Source organism: Chitinophaga sp. GbtcB8 (genome assembly GCF_019091455.1).
GTDB lineage: Bacteria > Bacteroidota > Bacteroidia > Chitinophagales > Chitinophagaceae > Chitinophaga.
In genome coordinates this window covers 57,280-73,790 of sequence record NZ_JAGXJN010000022.1, presented here as the reverse complement: position 1 = coordinate 73,790, position 16,511 = coordinate 57,280, and the positions used below count along the sequence as shown (strand labels likewise).

12 protein-coding genes are annotated in these 16,511 nt (G+C 48.5%); 5 read left to right on the top strand and 7 right to left on the bottom strand.

The window, feature by feature from the left end; translation table 11 throughout:
- Positions 1-7: 7 nt before the first annotated feature.
- Positions 8-1,993 (bottom strand): hypothetical protein, encoded by a 1,986-nt coding sequence (locus KVT36_RS18980; protein WP_217605037.1) that lies wholly within the window; start codon positions 1,991-1,993, stop codon positions 8-10.
- 144 nt (positions 1,994-2,137) lie between these two features.
- Between KVT36_RS18980 and KVT36_RS18975 the strand changes: the two genes are divergently transcribed.
- Entirely contained in the window at positions 2,138-2,374 is a 237-nt protein-coding gene (locus KVT36_RS18975) for a hypothetical protein (protein ID WP_217605036.1), read from the top strand.
- Positions 2,375-2,677: 303 nt separating this feature from the next.
- On the opposite strand, the gene KVT36_RS18970 is transcribed toward KVT36_RS18975, so the two are convergent.
- Both KVT36_RS18970 and KVT36_RS18965 read right to left on the bottom strand, forming a co-directional pair.
- Entirely contained in the window at positions 2,678-5,224 is a 2,547-nt protein-coding gene (locus KVT36_RS18970) for a hypothetical protein (protein WP_217605035.1), read from the bottom strand.
- A gap of 109 nt (positions 5,225-5,333) precedes the next feature.
- Positions 5,334-6,122, bottom strand: coding sequence for a DUF4350 domain-containing protein (locus KVT36_RS18965; RefSeq protein WP_217605034.1), 789 nt, complete (start codon positions 6,120-6,122; stop codon positions 5,334-5,336).
- Positions 6,123-6,377: 255 nt separating this feature from the next.
- On the opposite strand from KVT36_RS18965, the gene KVT36_RS18960 reads away from it, so the two are divergent.
- Entirely contained in the window at positions 6,378-6,980 is a 603-nt protein-coding gene (locus KVT36_RS18960) for a TetR/AcrR family transcriptional regulator (RefSeq protein WP_217605033.1), read from the top strand.
- A gap of 61 nt (positions 6,981-7,041) precedes the next feature.
- The gene (locus tag KVT36_RS18955; protein ID WP_217605032.1) at positions 7,042-7,785 is read left to right on the top strand and encodes an SDR family oxidoreductase; all 744 of its coding nucleotides are present in this window, start codon (positions 7,042-7,044) and stop codon (positions 7,783-7,785) included.
- 49 nt (positions 7,786-7,834) lie between these two features.
- Here KVT36_RS18955 and KVT36_RS18950 read toward each other — a convergent pair whose 3' ends face one another.
- The 4 genes from KVT36_RS18950 to KVT36_RS18935 form a co-directional block, all read right to left on the bottom strand.
- Positions 7,835-9,790, bottom strand: coding sequence for a glycoside hydrolase family 19 protein (locus tag KVT36_RS18950; RefSeq protein ID WP_217605031.1), 1,956 nt, complete (start codon positions 9,788-9,790; stop codon positions 7,835-7,837).
- Between the two features lie 320 nt (positions 9,791-10,110).
- Positions 10,111-11,811, bottom strand: coding sequence for a GMC oxidoreductase (locus KVT36_RS18945; RefSeq protein WP_217605030.1), 1,701 nt, complete (start codon positions 11,809-11,811; stop codon positions 10,111-10,113).
- Positions 11,812-11,818: 7 nt separating this feature from the next.
- A complete protein-coding gene (locus KVT36_RS18940; RefSeq protein ID WP_217605029.1) occupies positions 11,819-12,367 on the bottom strand; it encodes a gluconate 2-dehydrogenase subunit 3 family protein in 549 nt (182 codons plus the stop codon).
- Positions 12,368-12,388: 21 nt separating this feature from the next.
- The gene (locus KVT36_RS18935) at positions 12,389-13,900 is read right to left on the bottom strand and encodes a biopolymer transporter TolR (protein WP_217605028.1); all 1,512 of its coding nucleotides are present in this window, start codon (positions 13,898-13,900) and stop codon (positions 12,389-12,391) included.
- 162 nt (positions 13,901-14,062) lie between these two features.
- On the opposite strand from KVT36_RS18935, the gene KVT36_RS18930 reads away from it, so the two are divergent.
- Positions 14,063-14,380, top strand: coding sequence for a DUF6660 family protein (locus KVT36_RS18930; protein WP_217605027.1), 318 nt, complete (start codon positions 14,063-14,065; stop codon positions 14,378-14,380).
- Between the two features lie 67 nt (positions 14,381-14,447).
- Positions 14,448-16,385, top strand: coding sequence for a TonB-dependent siderophore receptor (locus KVT36_RS18925; protein WP_217605026.1), 1,938 nt, complete (start codon positions 14,448-14,450; stop codon positions 16,383-16,385).
- The last annotated feature ends 126 nt before the right edge of the window (positions 16,386-16,511 follow it).

The following is a 16,511-nucleotide window of genomic DNA, read 5'->3' as shown; positions in this document are numbered from 1 at the left end:
TATTGTTTCATTTCCCCAACTGTGCCAATAACAACAAGGCCTGTTTATTCCCGGGATCGGTTTTTAGCAGCTTCTCCAGGTAACTGGCGGCGCCTTCGTTATTGCCCATTTGCTTGTATTTATTCACTACCGGGCTCAGTGCCTCGGGGGTAGTGGTTTGCTGTAGCTGTATGATCTCTGCCGTAAGCTGTTTTACCGGCGCCAGGTTCAGGCCGCGGTTGTTATGCTGCATGGCATAATCCAGGTAAGGCATGGCTGCCAAAGGCTGATCCATTTTCAGGTACAGCACAAACAGCGTGCGGGCCATTTCAAACGTGGGGGCCAGCGCAAAAGCTTTACGGAAGTAAAGGGCGGCATTATTGAAATCATTCAGCTTGCCGTATAAATTGGCAGCCCGCTCATATAAAGGCGCATCTGCAGGATGTTCCAGCACCAGCGTTCCTACTACGGCAGCTGCGCCGGCCCAATCTGCTTTACCGGCGTAATAGTTATACAGGGTATCCATTACAGCCGGCCACCAGGTATGCCGGAAAGTAAGGCCATAGGCCAGGCGCTCCTCTTCCGTGTTTACAGCTAAGGTATCCTTTACCGGTACCGTGGTAAAAGGCCAGCTCCTTTTCAGGTTGGCAATGCGGTAAGCACCTGCCAGGGAATCTACCCTGGTAATGGGCATGGTACGCAGCAGCTGCGCAAGATTCATGGTATCTTTTGGAAAAAAGCCTGCCTGCTGCATACTGTTGTAAAACGCATCGGACAGCACGGCATATCCCTGCAGGTTGGGATGCACATGTTCCAATAACAGCTCGTTGCCAATAATATGATCCACGGAAAGCTGCTCAAAAGCTGCCTTTGCATTTACCAGGTGTGCATTTTTGTATTTGCTGCAAAGCTGCGGGATGATGTTATTGAGCGCTGCAGGCGCACGGAAGCGCAGGGCATCCAGGTCCCGCGCAGTGGACAGCTCCTGGCGGGCCGCAGCCGTATCTCCCTTAACCAGCAACAGGCGGCCCAGGTAATAGTGCGTGGCAGCGTAGCCGTTATATAATTTCTCTGCCTGCTGAAAGCCGGTAAAAGCAGCGGTAGTATTCTTATTTTCCAATGCCTGCAAAGCAGCGGTGTATGTTCTTTGAAACCCCGGCGCCTGTGTACTATCCGGCCTCAGGCTAATAAAAGGTATTAAGTCTTTTTCATTGGATACCAGGTTGCTGATAAAAACAGGAATGCCTTTTTTATCCAGGAGCTGTAAAGTAACATCCATATTGGCCTGGAACTGCGTTATGCCCCGCTTGTATAACGTGGAGCCATAAGGGATTTGCTGCGCGGCTACCATCAGCTCCATACGCGCTTTGCCGGCAGTGACCTCCGGACCGGCGGTACGGCTCAGGATCTTTTCATAAGTATTGGTAAGCAGCTGCATGATCTTATATTCCCGCAGGGCCAGCACCAGGTTTACCAGGCGGGGATTGCCGGCAATGCGTTCTGTACTGCCTACGCCCAGGCTGCCGTAAAACTCATTATGGCCGGTATAAATAAGCACGGCATCCGGCTGGTAGCGCACTACTTCCCTGGCAAAACCCAATACGGTAAAAGAGTTCACTGCTGTCAGCGACAGGTTAATGATCTCAAAATCCCGGTCAGGGAAGCTGCGCATTAACCGGTATTGCAGCCAGCGGTGAAAAGCGCCGTTATGATAGTAGGGATAACCAATGGTAGTAGATTCCCCCAGCACAAAAATGCGGCAGGTATTTTTATCTTTCTCTTTTTTGAATAATTCGCTGTTGCCCGTAGTGGCAATGCGCTGGTTCAGGAAGTATTTTTTGGAGGCGTCCGGGTTTAACACCAGGTAACGGTTATCAGCAGGGGCTTCTATGAAAAGGCGCAGATCATTGCCGTAATGGAAGGCGCGCAGCAACAGCTCCAGCATCACAATGGCCAGTAATGCCAGGCCAATGCTGATGGCTTTGAACAACCGGAGCCTGTTTTTAGTATTCATACCCCTGCAATATAGGCGGGGAGGCTTAACGGCGGCATTAATAATGCACTAATTGTAATGATTTTCAAGGGGAAAGGGAGAAAAAATGGTACAGTGATCAATTGGGCAATAATTTGTTAACTTTATACTTATAAAACTAACATTATGAAAGAGGTAGCTGCTTTGCGGAGAGAGGTAAAAAAATACATTGATACGGCCGACGAAAAAACCATAAAAATGATCCACGCCATGCTGGAAGTGGAGCAGGAAAATGATTGGTGGGATGAACTGGATCCTGAAGCTCAAAGATCTATAGAAAGAGGCCTGAAGGACGCTGATGCCGGCAAAGTAACTTCACATGAAACCGTGATGAAAAAATACCGGAAATGGTTATCGAAGTAAGCTGGTCAGATGAAGCAAAGAAAACATTTGAAAACAATATAGAATACCTGCTAAAAGATAAAAGAGTGGACAGAAAAAGAAATTAAACGTTTTATTCAACAAACTGACTACGTTATATCCCGCTTACAGGAAAATCCTGAGTTTTACCGCCCCTCCCTGAAAAATAAAAAAGTACGCAGGGCAAAGCTCAACAGGTATATTACCTTATTTTACCGCTACTATTCAAGCAAAAAAGAAATCGTTCTGTTATCTTTCTGGAATATCAAGCAAAACCCCGACAAGCTACGCCATTAAACACCACCCCTACTTCACCTCATTAAATACTTCATGAAAAGTACCCTGGAAATCCTCGCCGTACATGTGATGGTATTCTTTGGCGAATTTATTGAACAGCGCCTTGGCCATAGAGTGGCGGCCCAGCTGCCCCAGGCTTTTGCATTTTACCCGCAGGGCTTCTTCATTTACCGGGTCAAAAATAAAGATGCCGTTGGCGATCTCTATTAAAAATTCAGGATCGTGGCTGAATTGCAGCGTGGTGGCAGAGAGTACAGACAATGCCATGCCGGAGATCTCCGACTGCATATCTTCCAGCCAGGGATAAGCTGTATCGGCCAGTAAAGAGCCGCGTTGTATAATGGCCAGCAGCTGCTGGATCTCTTTTTTGGTATGTTTCCCGGCAGGGCGGCATAACTGCAGAAAGGTTTCCAGGTCAATGGAGATGCTTTCTTTGTCGTAGTGCAGGCTCCAGCGGTCGGCATCTTTTACAAAGCTGCAGGCGCCCAGCTTATCCAGGATGGCTTTGAGCTTTACCATGTTCACAGAGCGGTTGTTCTGCGCTTCCTTACTGGATTTATCGCGCCACAGGGTGCCGTATAATTTTTCTGAGGAGATGCCTTTGCCCGTCCACAGGGTGTGTGTGGTAATGATCAGGAACAGCTCTTTCAGCAGCGGGGTAAAGGAGCGGGTTACGTCCTGCCCATCCTTATCATACACTTCAAACTGCCCGAATAAAAATACCCTGGCATGCACGCTTTCTTCCTCTTCCGGCGTATGCAGTGGCATGGTTAAGCCGGCTATGGCTACGGGTTCTGCTACTGTTTCCGGTTCTTTTATTAGCGGGGATGCAGGTGCCTGCACGGCCTTAAACTTCCGCTTGCGGTAAGCAAAAATGCCGGCGCCGGCAAGCGCCAGCGCTATCCCGTAATACCACCAGTACGGCGTATTCTTTTCCGGTGTGGCGGGCAATAGCTGGTTAGGCGGAAATGCAATGGTATACACCTTTACGCTGGCCCTCCCCTCTTTGGAGGTGTAAATTGTTACGCCGGCCAGCTTCTTACTGTCTGCACAATAATACAGGTCTGCGAAAGACTGCACATCATGATAGGTGTAAGGAATGGTAGTACCCAGCAGCTGATATTTGGGCGATTGTAAAGAACCGCGGATCAGCTGCAGCTCAGAGTTAAATTTATCGTTCGGGTATACCAGCGCGTAATATTCCTTTGCCGCAGCATCAATCACCATGCTGTTGGCAAAACAGAACTGGCGGTCCGGTTCCGGCAGGCGGTAAATAGTTTTAAAGGAGTGATCCTTTACACTAAAGGAAAGCAGATCATAATAATACTTTGGGTTCACCACCTGGCTGCCGGTGCTGCTGCCATAACCGCCCATAATGTAAGCGGTATCGCCTTTTTCATTAGTGCCCAGCGCGGCCAGGTAACGCGGCATAAAGCGGTCGCCATGCGTAGCCAGCATGGTATCCCATTCCTTACCCGGCAGGTGATAACGCTGTACGCGGTTCTTGTATTCCAGCTGCCCGTAACCGCCTAAAATGTACAGGGAGCTATCGTAGGCTGAAATAAATTTATTGGCATGCCAGTACACGGTAAGCGGTGCAGGGGCAAAACCTGTGCTCCACTTATGTGCGCTGGAGTCAAAGGTGCTTACGGTTTGCCCATCAATGTAAAAGTTATAGAGCTTTTGCAGGAAAGGATCGTAAATGGATTGATTGCCGGCCATCAGCGAATCATGTTTTTCTGCAAGCGCCACTGTGCTGGAAGCGCCGCTCTTAAAAGCGATCCTGTATAAAGAATCTGCAGATACTACATACAATACCTCGTTCTTTTTATCAAATGCCACACTGGGCATACCATTCATTTTCAATTCGCTCATTAAAGCCCATTGCTGGTGCTGGGGCCTTATCCAATTGGCATTGCGCACTTCTGCTATTTTGCCGCGAATGGTGTCCCGGCATTGATTGCCGCTACTTTCCGATAAAGGCCAGTAGTATTTTGTTTTGCTGCCTTCGCGGATAGCCACGTCCTTTATGTTCATGGGCGGAATGTCCAGCATCTGGAAACCTTCAAAGTTATTGGCGCCGAACAGCAGGCGGCAACAGGCCTTTTTCCCGAAATTGCCTTTGCCTTTTGCTACCTGTGTATTGTTCACAAACAAGGCGGCTTCCTGTGTTGCAGGATCGATCCTTAATTTGCAGCTGCTCCATTTATTATAGAGCGTAGCGGGATCGATGGTAAATACAGTGGAATATTTTTCTCCTATCAGGAAATCAAAACGCAGTGTTTTCTGGTTATATACCAGGTCAATGTTTTCCCGGTTATCAAAAATTACGCGCAGTACGTAACCGAAATAAATATCATGATAAGGAACAAAGTTGAGATCGAAGGAAATTTCCGTAGTCCCATCCAGGCACAGAGGTGCTGTTGGCGTCAGGTTAAGGGCGGTCCTTTTTTCCGGCACTACTTCGTGGCTCTGGAATTGTAAACCGTATGATTGTGCAAAACCGGCCTCATTCAGCAGCAAAACTAAAAAAACTATAAAGGCACAAAATTTCATAACGCTATGCAGCTAAAGGAGATACAATTTAGTCAAGTTTTCCCTGGCCTGCAAATTTTCTATTGCCCCTCCCTGTTGTTTTAGCAGAGAGCTGTGATCCAATGCCTTACTATTTTTTGGCGGGTATTTTCGTCATCAGCCAGCTTACCAGGTCCGTCATGGCCTTATCATTCTCATAACCGGCAGGCAGGCGCCCGTTCACATATTCATTATACAGCCAGGGATCCCCTACGGCTACTACTGTGCCCTTACCATAAGCAGTAGTGGCTATAATGGCAGCGCCGCCTGAAGTGAGTAAAGGTTTGCCCGGTGGCTGTACGCGAATGGAGCAGGCATCTTTCATAAAGATCTTTTTGGTAGTACGGAATACCGGATGATCTTTTACGGCAATGGCGCCGTTCTCAAAATGCGCATCGTCCTTCACGTAGTTAATACGTTCATCATTAAAATGCAAACCAAAAACTGCGGCCAGCTCATTAAAATGCGCCAGCTCTGTATTGGCGCTGTCATTGGCCAGCAGCAGCAACACGCCCCCTGCTTTTACCCATTGGCTAATGGCGGTAATATCTTTTTTGCCGATATAATTAGGTGCGGGCGATTCTTTTGCATTATCAGGGTCTACAATAATATAAACAGCGGAACTTTTCAGGTTAGCGGCAGCCGGCGCTTCATGTAAGGTATTCAGGGTGGCGCCCTGCGCTTTAAACGCGTCTCCCAGTTTAGAGTAGCCGTTATTGCCTGTTTCCTCCCATTTATAGTGGAAAGATTCCATTTCACCCGCAGCATTTTTACGGTGCTCATTATTGAAATAGGAATCCAGGGTAACCGTTTTTTCCTGTGCATGCAGCACAGCAGCGTGGAAGCAGGCTAAAGCCATGCAGGTGTAAACCATTTTCATTCTTCCAATTTAGAAATTATACCGGAATATTTCAGCTGTTTTTACCAGGCTGCTGACAGAAACCCGGTAAAGGAGGCAGGGTAAGGTTTTTACCAATCGCGTCATTGCGAGGAGCCGGGAGGCGACGAAGCAATCTCCAGCCATTCGGGGGATTGCTTCGTCGCCCCACGCGCCCTGGCTTTACTTTGCTCCCCGCAATGACGCGATTTAAAAAAAATATTTGGTCAGATACCGATTGGTATCTATCTTTGTATCATGAAGTTTGAGCCTAAATCGGAAAAGACGCGTTTGTGGATCATTGAAACAACGGCTCCCATTTTTAACAAAAAGGGATATGCCGGCACATCCATCTCTGACCTGACGGAAGCTACCGGCATGACGAAAGGCGCGATCTATGGCAACTTTGAAAACAAGGAAGACATTGCCCTGGCTGCGTTTGAGTACAACCTGAAAAACCGCAGCAGCATTTTCCGCAAAGCCATGGACAGTGCGCCTACCTATAAGGAAAAGCTGCTGGTATACGCGGAGATCTTTCGCCCGGCAAAAAAAACACCATTCCCGGAAGGCGGCTGCCCCATGCAGAATACCGGTATAGAGGCGGATGATACCCATGAGCTGCTGCGCGAAAAAGCTGCACAGGCCCTGGAAAGCTCCCGCAAATTACTGGAAGATTTTGTTAGCAAAGGCATTGCTGCCGGTGAGTTCCTGCCTGGTATAAATGCCCGCCGGTTTGCTACCGGCCTGCTGGCCATGGTAGAAGGCGGTATTATGCTTTCCGGCATTACTAAAAAGAATAAAGATATAGAGCTGGTATCAGACGCTATTGCAGACCTGGTAAACAGCATCTCATTGAGCTGACATTTTTTTTGCTTTGTCAGATACCGATCGGTATCTATCCACATAAATAAAAATAAACAACATGAAAACAAGTAACAACACCATCCTGATAACCGGCGGCAGTGCCGGCATTGGCTTTGAAACAGCTAAAGCTTTTCTTGAAAAAGGTAATGAAGTGATTATTACCGGGCGCGATGCCAAACGCCTGGAACAGGCTGCCACCCAGCTTCCCGGCGTGCACACCCTGGTGAGTGATGTAAGCAGCGAAGCAGCAGTAGATGAGCTGGTACAAACCATCCGTACAAAATTTCCCCGTCTGAATGTGCTGATCAACAATGCCGGTTATGCTGCTTTACACAGCTTAACCGTAGGCCAGGAAACCTGGAAAGAAGCGGAAAAAGAAATGGATACCAACTATATCTCTGTAGTGCGCCTCACGGAAAAATTGCTGCCTGTTTTACACCAGCAACCTGCAGCAGCAGTGGTGAATGTATCGTCTATTGTTGCCTATGCGCCGGGTTTAAAAACCCCTACTTACAGCGCCAGCAAAGCAGCCCTGAATTCCTATTCCAAAATACTGCGTTTATCCCTGCAGGATACCAACATTAAAGTATTTGAGCTGATGCCGCCCCTGGTGAACACTGATTTTTCTGCCGGTATAGGCGGCGCCAATGGTATTGCACCGGAAGTAGTAGCTGCTGACCTGGTGAACTGCATGGAGCAGGATGTATATAACATACACACCGGTAACACAGCTGCTATTTATGAATTACTGAAAGTATCGCCCACCGCTGCTTTGAATGCACTGAATGGCATTACCGCATAAAAAAGGCCCCCTCAATAAATGAGGAGGCCCCCGTAATACAAGTGCTCTCTTATTGTATTACAATCTTTTTAGTAATTGTGTTATTACCGTTTGTGATCACGAGAATATAAAACCCGGCGGGCAGGTTAGCTGTGGAAAAGTTCAGCACTTTAGCATTGCCTTTATGGAAGGCTACTACTTTTTTGTTGATATCCAGGATGCTTACCTGTACCGGTTTGGCCGCATCATACTTTGCCACCTTGACAGACAGCGTGCCACCTTTTACTAACGGGTTAGGATACACGGTTGTTTCCGTTGCAGCATCTGCTGCTTTCACAACCGGCGTAGCGGTAATTTTAGCAACCGTTGCTGCCTGGCCTGCGATGCCTGCGTTAAAGGCTTCCCAGCCCTGGGCAGTAGCGCGGTTGCAGGTCATAGCCTGAGCATTACACCACATGGGGCCAACGCCGTTCTTGGAGCTTACATACTGCCCGTTAAAACCACGCAGCCATACGATTTGGCCTACCGGCACATTGGCAGGCGGGTTAGATGGCGGCGGATCATTAGGCGTAGTGCCATTACAGGTGCCTACCACCCCCCAGGTGGTATTGCTGCCCGGTACATCTGCAGCACCGGCCCACCACTGGTTGCGGTAAATAGTATTGTTATAACGTACTATGTTGTTGGGTTTATCGTATACCTTATTGGCATCCCACAAAGGCAGGCCGCTGCAGCCGTCAAGGGTTTGGCTGTTCCAGATAGCGAAGGTAGTGGTGGTTACCACAGAATCTTTTCCGCTTCTGATGCCTACGGCTGTTGCAGTATAGGCTTTATATGCAGATGGCGTCCATTGCACAGATGTACCGGCCAGGCGCTGACCATCTATTTTAATGAACACCTGCGTGATCTCGCTGCGCGGATCATTCTTAGCAACGGTTAATGTTACCGGCGATAAGCTGGTTACATTCAAAATACCATTGGCAGGCGCAGTGAAGGAAAGAGAGGTTACTTTGCTGCACTCTGCAGCATCAATAGCAAAACGGCCCATGTTGGCACAGCCGCAGCTCACCGCATTGTTACCGCCATTTAATTCCAGGCTTACCTGCTTAAGGCCGGTGTAGCGCTGGTAATGGCCAATACGGCTTAATACCTTTGCATTCTCTATGCTGCCACCGCACTCTACCCCACCGTTAATAATATTTACTGTTGCGCCAAAACCCGGTTTCAGGTTAAGGGCGGCTTGTTCGGCGCTGGGCGTCCATTTGCCGGGGATCATTACTTCATGGCAGGAAGGTTTGGGATATTGCTGCGTCATCCAGAACCATATACCCGTTTCAAATGCGACCACTCCATCCTGGATCACTTTTTCCGGGTTAGCCAGCAGCACGTTCTTATCGCCAAAAATAAACTCACTTGCCTGCCCGTAGTTATAATTATAGCTGAGTTGTATAGGACCGCGGCCATGGTATGATTTACCCGGCGCAGGCGGATACTGCGCATTACTTTCATCGCGGTAGCCAATATTATTGGTGCCTTCAAAGCCTACTTCTTCCCGGAAGTACAGTCCCCAGGCGTAAGGGCCGCCCGGCGCCGTAGGCCAGCCACCGGTAGTTTCCTGGGAAATATTGGCCAGGAAAGCCATGAGCTCACGTTTACGTGCTGCCAGGTCGCCTTCCCCGGCAAAGGAAGCATAATCCACTGTTTCTGTGAGGATCATGTTAGGGCTGATATTGAAATCTGCATCTGTGCGGAACACTACGGAGGCACCGGTGGTTTTATCCACACGGGTAAGGCGGTAAGCGTTGGTAGCACAGCGGCGTTCTACTATAATTTTAATGTTGCCCATGCGGCGCACGGCTTCTGCAAAATTTGCGTAGGAATAAAAATCTTTTGCGGGCGTAGCAGGCGGTGTGCCAGCCCCGGTACGGTCATCAGGGTTAAAACGGTGTGGAAAAAAAGTGCTCCAGTCTGCGCTGGTCATTACATCTGCCAGGTTTTGGGCAGCGCCTTTAAATGCTGTGGTCATACAGCACAGGAATAAAACAACAATAAAACTTCGCTTGCACCTTTGCATAAGGTTCATGCGTCCTTTTGTACAGGACAGGCTTCTCATAGGTCTTTTCAATTTAGGTTTTCAATGATTAATGCTGACAGATCTAATGTGTGGCGATCATGGTTTAATGGCTTTGAGATCAATTATATAGTTAATCATAATTGTGATGTGTGCATTTTAGGTACAGGCTAAGACGGATCAGGAGGGAAATAGTACTACCCGTTTCAGAAAATAAAAAAGCCCCGGCAGGTTACCGTACCTGCCATGGCTTTATAAACATGCTGATAAGCGCTTTACAAATTCCCTTTCTTCATTTCAGACACCGCATAATCCACTGCCCTGGCAGTTAATGCCATATAAGTGAGCGATGGGTTCTGTGTTGAAGTAGAGGTCATGCAGGCGCCATCTGTAATAAACACATTTTTGCAGGCATGCAGCTGGATCCATTTATTTAACAGCGATGTTTTAGGATCGTGCCCCATACGTACGCCGCCCATTTCATGAATATCCAGGCCCGGCGCCTGTTTGCTATCGTAGGTTTCTATATTGGCAAAACCTGCTTTGCCGAACATATCTTTGAACTGCTCAAAGAAATCCCTGATCATCTTCTCATCATTATCATCATAATCAATATTGATGCGTAACAAGGGAATGCCCCATTCATCTTTCTGCTGCGCATGCAGGCTTACGGTATTACTTTCCTTTGGAATGGTTTCGCCCATCATTTGGGAGGATACATACCAGGGGCCTAATGTGGCATTGCCCAGCTGTTGTTTTAGCGCTTCTCCAAAACCGGAGGTATCCCGCTGCGGAAAACGGCCGGAGTAAAAGGAGGCGGCATACCCGCGCAGGAAATCCGTTTCCTGTTTAAATACATTCCGGAAGCGCGGCACATACGCGCTGGTAGGGCGGCGCCCGTCTGTTGTAAATTCCTTAAACCCATCATGCGTGCCGGAAATGCGTGCGCGGTAATTGTGAAAGGCTACATGCTTACCCAGCAAACCATTCTCATTTCCCAAACCATCCGGGAAGCGGGATGAGGTGGAATGCATAAGGATAAGATTGGTGTTTAAAGCACCTGCATTTAAAAAAATAACCGGGGCGTAGTACTCTGTTACTGCTTTGGTGTTAGCGTCAATCACACGTACGCCACCGGCTTTGCCCTTGTGCTCATCGTATATAATACTATGCACCACTGAAAATGGCTGCAAAGTAAGATTACCTGTTTTTTGTGCCCAGGGAATGGTGGTGGAATTACTGTTAAAGTAACCGCCAAACGGGCAGCCACGCTGGCAAAGGCTGCGGCCCTGGCATTGATTGCGGCCCTGCTCCTTATGAATATCCTGCGGTTTGGTGAGGTGCGCGCAGCGTGCATAGATCACGTGGCGGTTCTCATAATTTTTTGCTACCACACCTTTAAAATAATCTTCCACACAGGTCAGCTCCCAGGGAGGCAGGAATTCGCCATCCGGCAGGTTGGGAATGCCGTCTTTATTACCGCTGATGCCCACAAATTTCTCAACATAGCTGTACCAGGGCGCCAGGTCTTTATAACGGATAGGCCAGTCTACTGCAAACCCATCCCGCTGCGGGCCTTCAAAATCATAATCGCTCCAGCGCTGCGTTTGCCGCGCCCACATAATGGATTTGCCGCCTACCTGGTAACCGCGGATCCAGTCAAACGGTTTATCCTGCACATACGGGTGCTCCGTATCCTTTACAAAAAAATGCATGGCATCTTCCCGGTAGGCATAACAGCGGCTAATGGAAGGATTGGCTGCCTGGATCTCCGCCGGTACCTCGCCATGGTGGCGAAACTCCCAGGGATACATGTTGGTAGTGGGGTAATCCTTTAAATGCTGCACATTACGGCCGCGTTCCAGCAGCAATGTTTTATATCCTTTGTCGCACAGCTCTTTTGCTGCCCATCCGCCGCTCATGCCTGCACCTATTACAATGGCGTCAAAAGTATTGGCCTGCTTACTATTACTCATACTACTATCAGTTATCTATGGAGGGCGATACTTTATTCACTGCTATACAGCCATGAAAACGGCTGGGCACCAGCTCATACACCCTTACTTTGGTTAAAAAATATTGAGAGCCCGTAAAACCTTCAATGGTATACCTTTTCAGCATATGGTAAAAGGCATCCACATTATGCGGTAAGCTTTTACCATCATTCAGCGCGGCTACCCATTGCTGCTGCTGTGCAGGGGTACATTTCCCAAAGGCGCTGCCATCCTTTTCCTTTACCATAACCTGAAATTTGTGCAGCCCGTCCTGGAATTGCTCCTGGTCTTTGGCGCTGCAGCAATCATCTATCATAGTAAGGGCAAAACGGTGCGCCCCGGTTTCCTTTGCACCGGGCGTTGTGGTGGTGGGGATAATGATAGCGGCCATGGCAGCCAGCATATCTTCCTCTTCCCCATTCAGCTGTAAGTGTTTGTAGGCCACTGCCGCTTTTCGCGGCCGCTGCACGCATGAAGGCAGCAGCGTAACGCCTGCGGTTACTACCATCAGGGTGCGGAGGGCCGAACGTCTGTTCATGTTCATTAGCTAAAGGTCTGTTTATTTACTGCTCATATCCGAATTACTGATGAAGGCAATACGTTTGCTGTCCGGCGACCAGGAGGGCGTATTAATAGAGCCCTGCCCGCCATACACATACCCGATCACTTTGGGTGTGCCCCCGGCAACCGGCATCAGGCGCAGGTATACATGCTTGTAAGGCGGGTGTATACCTGGCTGCACTTCTTCTTTCAGGAAAGAGAGGAATACCATCCACTTCCCATCCGGCGAAATGTGCGCAAACCAGTTATTGAAATCATCATTTGTAACCTGCTCCTGCCCGCTGCCATCTGGCTGCATACGCCAGATCTGCATGGTGCCGGAGCGTACGGAATTAAAGTAAATATACTTCCCATCCGGCGAATATTCAGGCCCATCATCCAAACCTTTTGTGTTAGTAAGCTTTTCTTCCTTTCCCCCGGCTGCCGGCACGCGGTACACATCAAATTCCCCATCCCGCTGCCCGCAGAAAACCAGGTATTTCCCGTCCGGCGACCAGCCATGCAGGTACGATGGCCCTTTGGGCGTTACCTGTTTTGGCGTGCCGCCGGTTACGGGTACCGTGTAAATGATTGATCCACCCAGCTCCCGTACATTACTGCTTAGCCCCAGCATGGCGCCATCAAAGGAAAGCACATGATCGTTATTATTGTTTTTTATATCCCCGGTATTTAGCTGCACCGGCTGCCGGGTGGCCAGGTCAAAGGTGTACATCAGCCCTTTGTTATCATTAAAAACAAGCGATTTCCCGTTGGTCATCCAGTTAGGGGCTTGTATGGAGTAGGGTACGGTATAAATGATCTCCCGGTTGCCGGTAGCCACTTCCAGCAGCTCCAGGTGGCTGCCCAGGGTCATACGGGTGTTCTGGTCTGATTCCCCGTTAAAGGGCACGGTGATACGTACATCACGGAACACGCCGGTTTCCAGCACATCAGCATTGTGGGAACCTACAAACAGGCCCACATATACTTCCTCTCCCAGGTCCAGGTCTGCTACATGCGCGGTTACAAACGGCTCTCCGAACCTGGCTACCCGCATGGTGTAGGTATTGCCTTTACGTTCCAGCTGCAGCACATCGGCATGGGTAAGGGTGGAGCGTACTTCCTCTGTGGTGGCGCCGGCTGTTTTGCGGTATTGCAGGGAAGTAAGGCCATCGCCATGCTCCACCACATTCACATGGGCGGCATTGCTGTCCAGGCTTTTACGCACCATCCAGCCTACCTTGCGGTGTTCCTCCACCCCTTTTGCGCCAACAAAGGCGGCGCGGGTGTAGAGGATAAAATCACCTTTCAGGCGTTTGTATACATAATGAAATTCATCGTGATCAAACCATACATTATAACCTGCACCGGAGATAATATATTGCTGCGTTTGCGGAATATAGGTGGCGGCGCCGGGTTTTACGTGGTTGCCCACATCCCCGTGGCCTTCAAAAATGCCTAAAGGCCCGTTTTGCGCGTTTGTGTTAAAAGCTAAAATGGTGAGCAGGACGTGGATGATCAGTTTTTTCATTTGTATATATTATGGTAATGGATGCGGAACGAATTTAGCGGCTGCGGGCTTAGGGAGGTTATTTTTCACCACATCAACACCACATCATAATCCTAAAACCACCGGTGCTGGCTTTCCCGGCCCTTACCCTGATCCTTTTAAAAATTGAATATCTTTGTAAGGATGAAATTTCTTGTTTACCTGTTCTCATTATACGTACTGCTTTTATCCGGTGTCCCCTGCGATACGGATAGCGACTGCTGTGCAGATGAGATAACACAAACAACATCCAACCGTACCACCGGGGAGCATGACCATCAGCCGGCCTGCCCCTGCTCTCCCTTTTTTGCCTGCGGCTCCTGCCATAGTATTATAATACCAACCGTGCAGATAAAGCTGCCCAGGCAATTACCCACAGTTGAAAACCTGCATTTTTTTTATATAACGCCTTCCCTGCCTGATTTCCCCGCCTCCATCTGGCAGCCGCCCCAATTAGCATAAGCACCTCATAACTGCTGCCAGCCGGTAGCAGGTTACAACCTTATTTATTCATACATCCTACACTATAATGAAAAGAATTATGGGCTTCATGCTATTGCTTTGCATGGGTAAGCTATGCATGGCGCAAGACAGCACGGTGAAAGAGCTGGACGAAGTGATCATCTCCACCACCCGCAGCAGCCGCACTATCCAGAACATTCCTACCCGCGTTGAATTTATAGGTGGCGAAGAGCTGGAAGAAAAAGGGAATATGAAACCAGGGGATATACGCATGCTGCTCAATGAAAGCACCGGTATACAAACGCAGCAGGTATCCGCCACTTCCGCAAATTCAAGCATCCGCATTCAGGGGCTGGACGGGCGTTATACGCAAATGCTCAAAGATGGTTTTCCCATGTATGCAGGATTTTCCGGCGGCCTGGGCCTGCTGCAAACAGTCCCTTTAGATCTGAAGCAGGTGGAAGTAATTAAAGGCGCATCCTCCACCTTATACGGTGGGGGCGCCATTGCCGGTTTGGTGAACCTGATCTCCAAAGTGCCAACGGAAGAAAGGGAATTGCGGTTCTTAGTAAATGGCACCTCTGCCGGCGGCCTGGATCTAAGCGGCTTCTATGGTCAGAAGTTTGAAAAGGCAGGAGTAACCCTCTTTGTGTCCCGCAACAGCAGCAAACCCTATGATCCGTCCAATACAGGTTTTACTGCTATTCCACAAACCGCGCGTTATGTATTTAATCCCAGGCTGTTCCTTTATTTCAGCCCCCGTACAAAAATGAACCTTGGGGTAAATACCACCTTTGAAGACCGCACGGGCGGAGATATTCAGTATATTAAAGGAAAGGGCGACAGCACCCACCGCTATTTTGAAAAAAATAAGAGTAGCCGGTTCTCCACACAATTCTTACTGGAACACCAGCTCAGCGAAAAAAGCAGCCTGGCTGTAAAAAATTCCATCAGTCATTTCAACAGAACCATCACCATTCCTGATTATACCTTTGATGGTCAACAATGGTCTACCTATTCAGAGATCACCTTTAATAATAACCGGGAGCGGTCAGATTGGGTGGGCGGTATTAATTTATATACAGATCATTTTAAAGAGCTGCCTAAAGACAGCTTTCCTAAAAGGAACTATGATCAGCAAACTATTGGCGGGTTTGTACAAAACACTTTCAGCGCTGCTGAGTGGCTGCAAATGGAAACCGGCCTGCGCTGCGATTATGTAACAGATTATGGGCTTGTATGGCTGCCGCGCATCTCTGCCCTCTTTAAAATATCACCCCGGCTTACTTCCCGGTTGGGCGGCGGACTTGGTTATAAAACGCCCACCATTTTTACCGAAGAAACAGAGCGCATACAATTCCGGTCTGTACTACCTGTTAACCCGGATGTGAATAAGCTGGAAAGATCTTACGGTGTTAACTTTGATGTAAACTACCGTATTGCTTTATTCAATAAGCTGAGTATAAGTATAAACCAGCTTTTCTTTTACACCCGTATCAACAACCCTTTAATACTGGAAAACGCAACCGGCGGCTTGCAGCAGCTTAAAAACGCAGCTGGCTACGTGGATACCAAAGGATGGGAAACCAATGTAAAAGCAAGTTACGGGAATTTTAAACTGTTTATTGGATACACCTTTACAGATGCCCGGCTGCTTGAAGGCGGCATTAAAAAAGAGAATCCCTTAACGGCACGGCACCGCCTGAATAATGTGCTGATGTATGAAATTGAGGATAGCTGGAAGATAGGGCTGGAAGCATACTATTACAGCAAACAAACCCTGAACGACGGCGCCACCGGAAAGGCTTACTGGACCTGTGGATTTATGGCGGAAAAGCTATGGGAACGATTTTCCCTGTTTGTGAATTTTGAGAACTTCACCGATACACGGCAAACCCGGTTTGACAGCATTTATACCGGCACACGCAGCCATCCTGTATTCAGGGATATTTATGCACCCCTGGACGGGTTTGTGGTGAATGGCGGGCTAAAATTAAAACTATAACTCCATTATCAGGAGCCTGGCAGCGGCGCTTACTATCTTTTTTATGAGTATCCCCTGCCGCCAGGCTCCTTCCATTTTTTGTATATTTATAAGAGCCGCTTTACAGCTACATACTCTAATCATCAT

Excerpts from the sequence above, each read along its gene's own strand:
- KVT36_RS18940 (WP_217605029.1), bottom strand. The coding sequence starts at position 12,367 with ATGAACAGACGTTCGGCCCTCCGCACCCTGATGGTAGTAACCGCAGGC.
- KVT36_RS18970 (WP_217605035.1), bottom strand. The coding sequence starts at position 5,224 with ATGAAATTTTGTGCCTTTATAGTTTTTTTAGTTTTGCTGCTGAATGAG.
- KVT36_RS18955 (WP_217605032.1), top strand. The coding sequence starts at position 7,042 with ATGAAAACAAGTAACAACACCATCCTGATAACCGGCGGCAGTGCCGGC.
- KVT36_RS18975 (WP_217605036.1), top strand. The coding sequence starts at position 2,138 with ATGAAAGAGGTAGCTGCTTTGCGGAGAGAGGTAAAAAAATACATTGAT.
- KVT36_RS18945 (WP_217605030.1), bottom strand. The coding sequence starts at position 11,811 with ATGAGTAATAGTAAGCAGGCCAATACTTTTGACGCCATTGTAATAGGT.
- KVT36_RS18965 (WP_217605034.1), bottom strand. The coding sequence starts at position 6,122 with ATGAAAATGGTTTACACCTGCATGGCTTTAGCCTGCTTCCACGCTGCT.
- KVT36_RS18960 (WP_217605033.1), top strand. The coding sequence starts at position 6,378 with ATGAAGTTTGAGCCTAAATCGGAAAAGACGCGTTTGTGGATCATTGAA.
- KVT36_RS18925 (WP_217605026.1), top strand. The coding sequence starts at position 14,448 with ATGAAAAGAATTATGGGCTTCATGCTATTGCTTTGCATGGGTAAGCTA.
- KVT36_RS18930 (WP_217605027.1), top strand. The coding sequence starts at position 14,063 with ATGAAATTTCTTGTTTACCTGTTCTCATTATACGTACTGCTTTTATCC.
- KVT36_RS18980 (WP_217605037.1), bottom strand. The coding sequence starts at position 1,993 with ATGAATACTAAAAACAGGCTCCGGTTGTTCAAAGCCATCAGCATTGGC.
- KVT36_RS18935 (WP_217605028.1), bottom strand. The coding sequence starts at position 13,900 with ATGAAAAAACTGATCATCCACGTCCTGCTCACCATTTTAGCTTTTAAC.
- KVT36_RS18950 (WP_217605031.1), bottom strand. The coding sequence starts at position 9,790 with ATGACCACAGCATTTAAAGGCGCTGCCCAAAACCTGGCAGATGTAATG.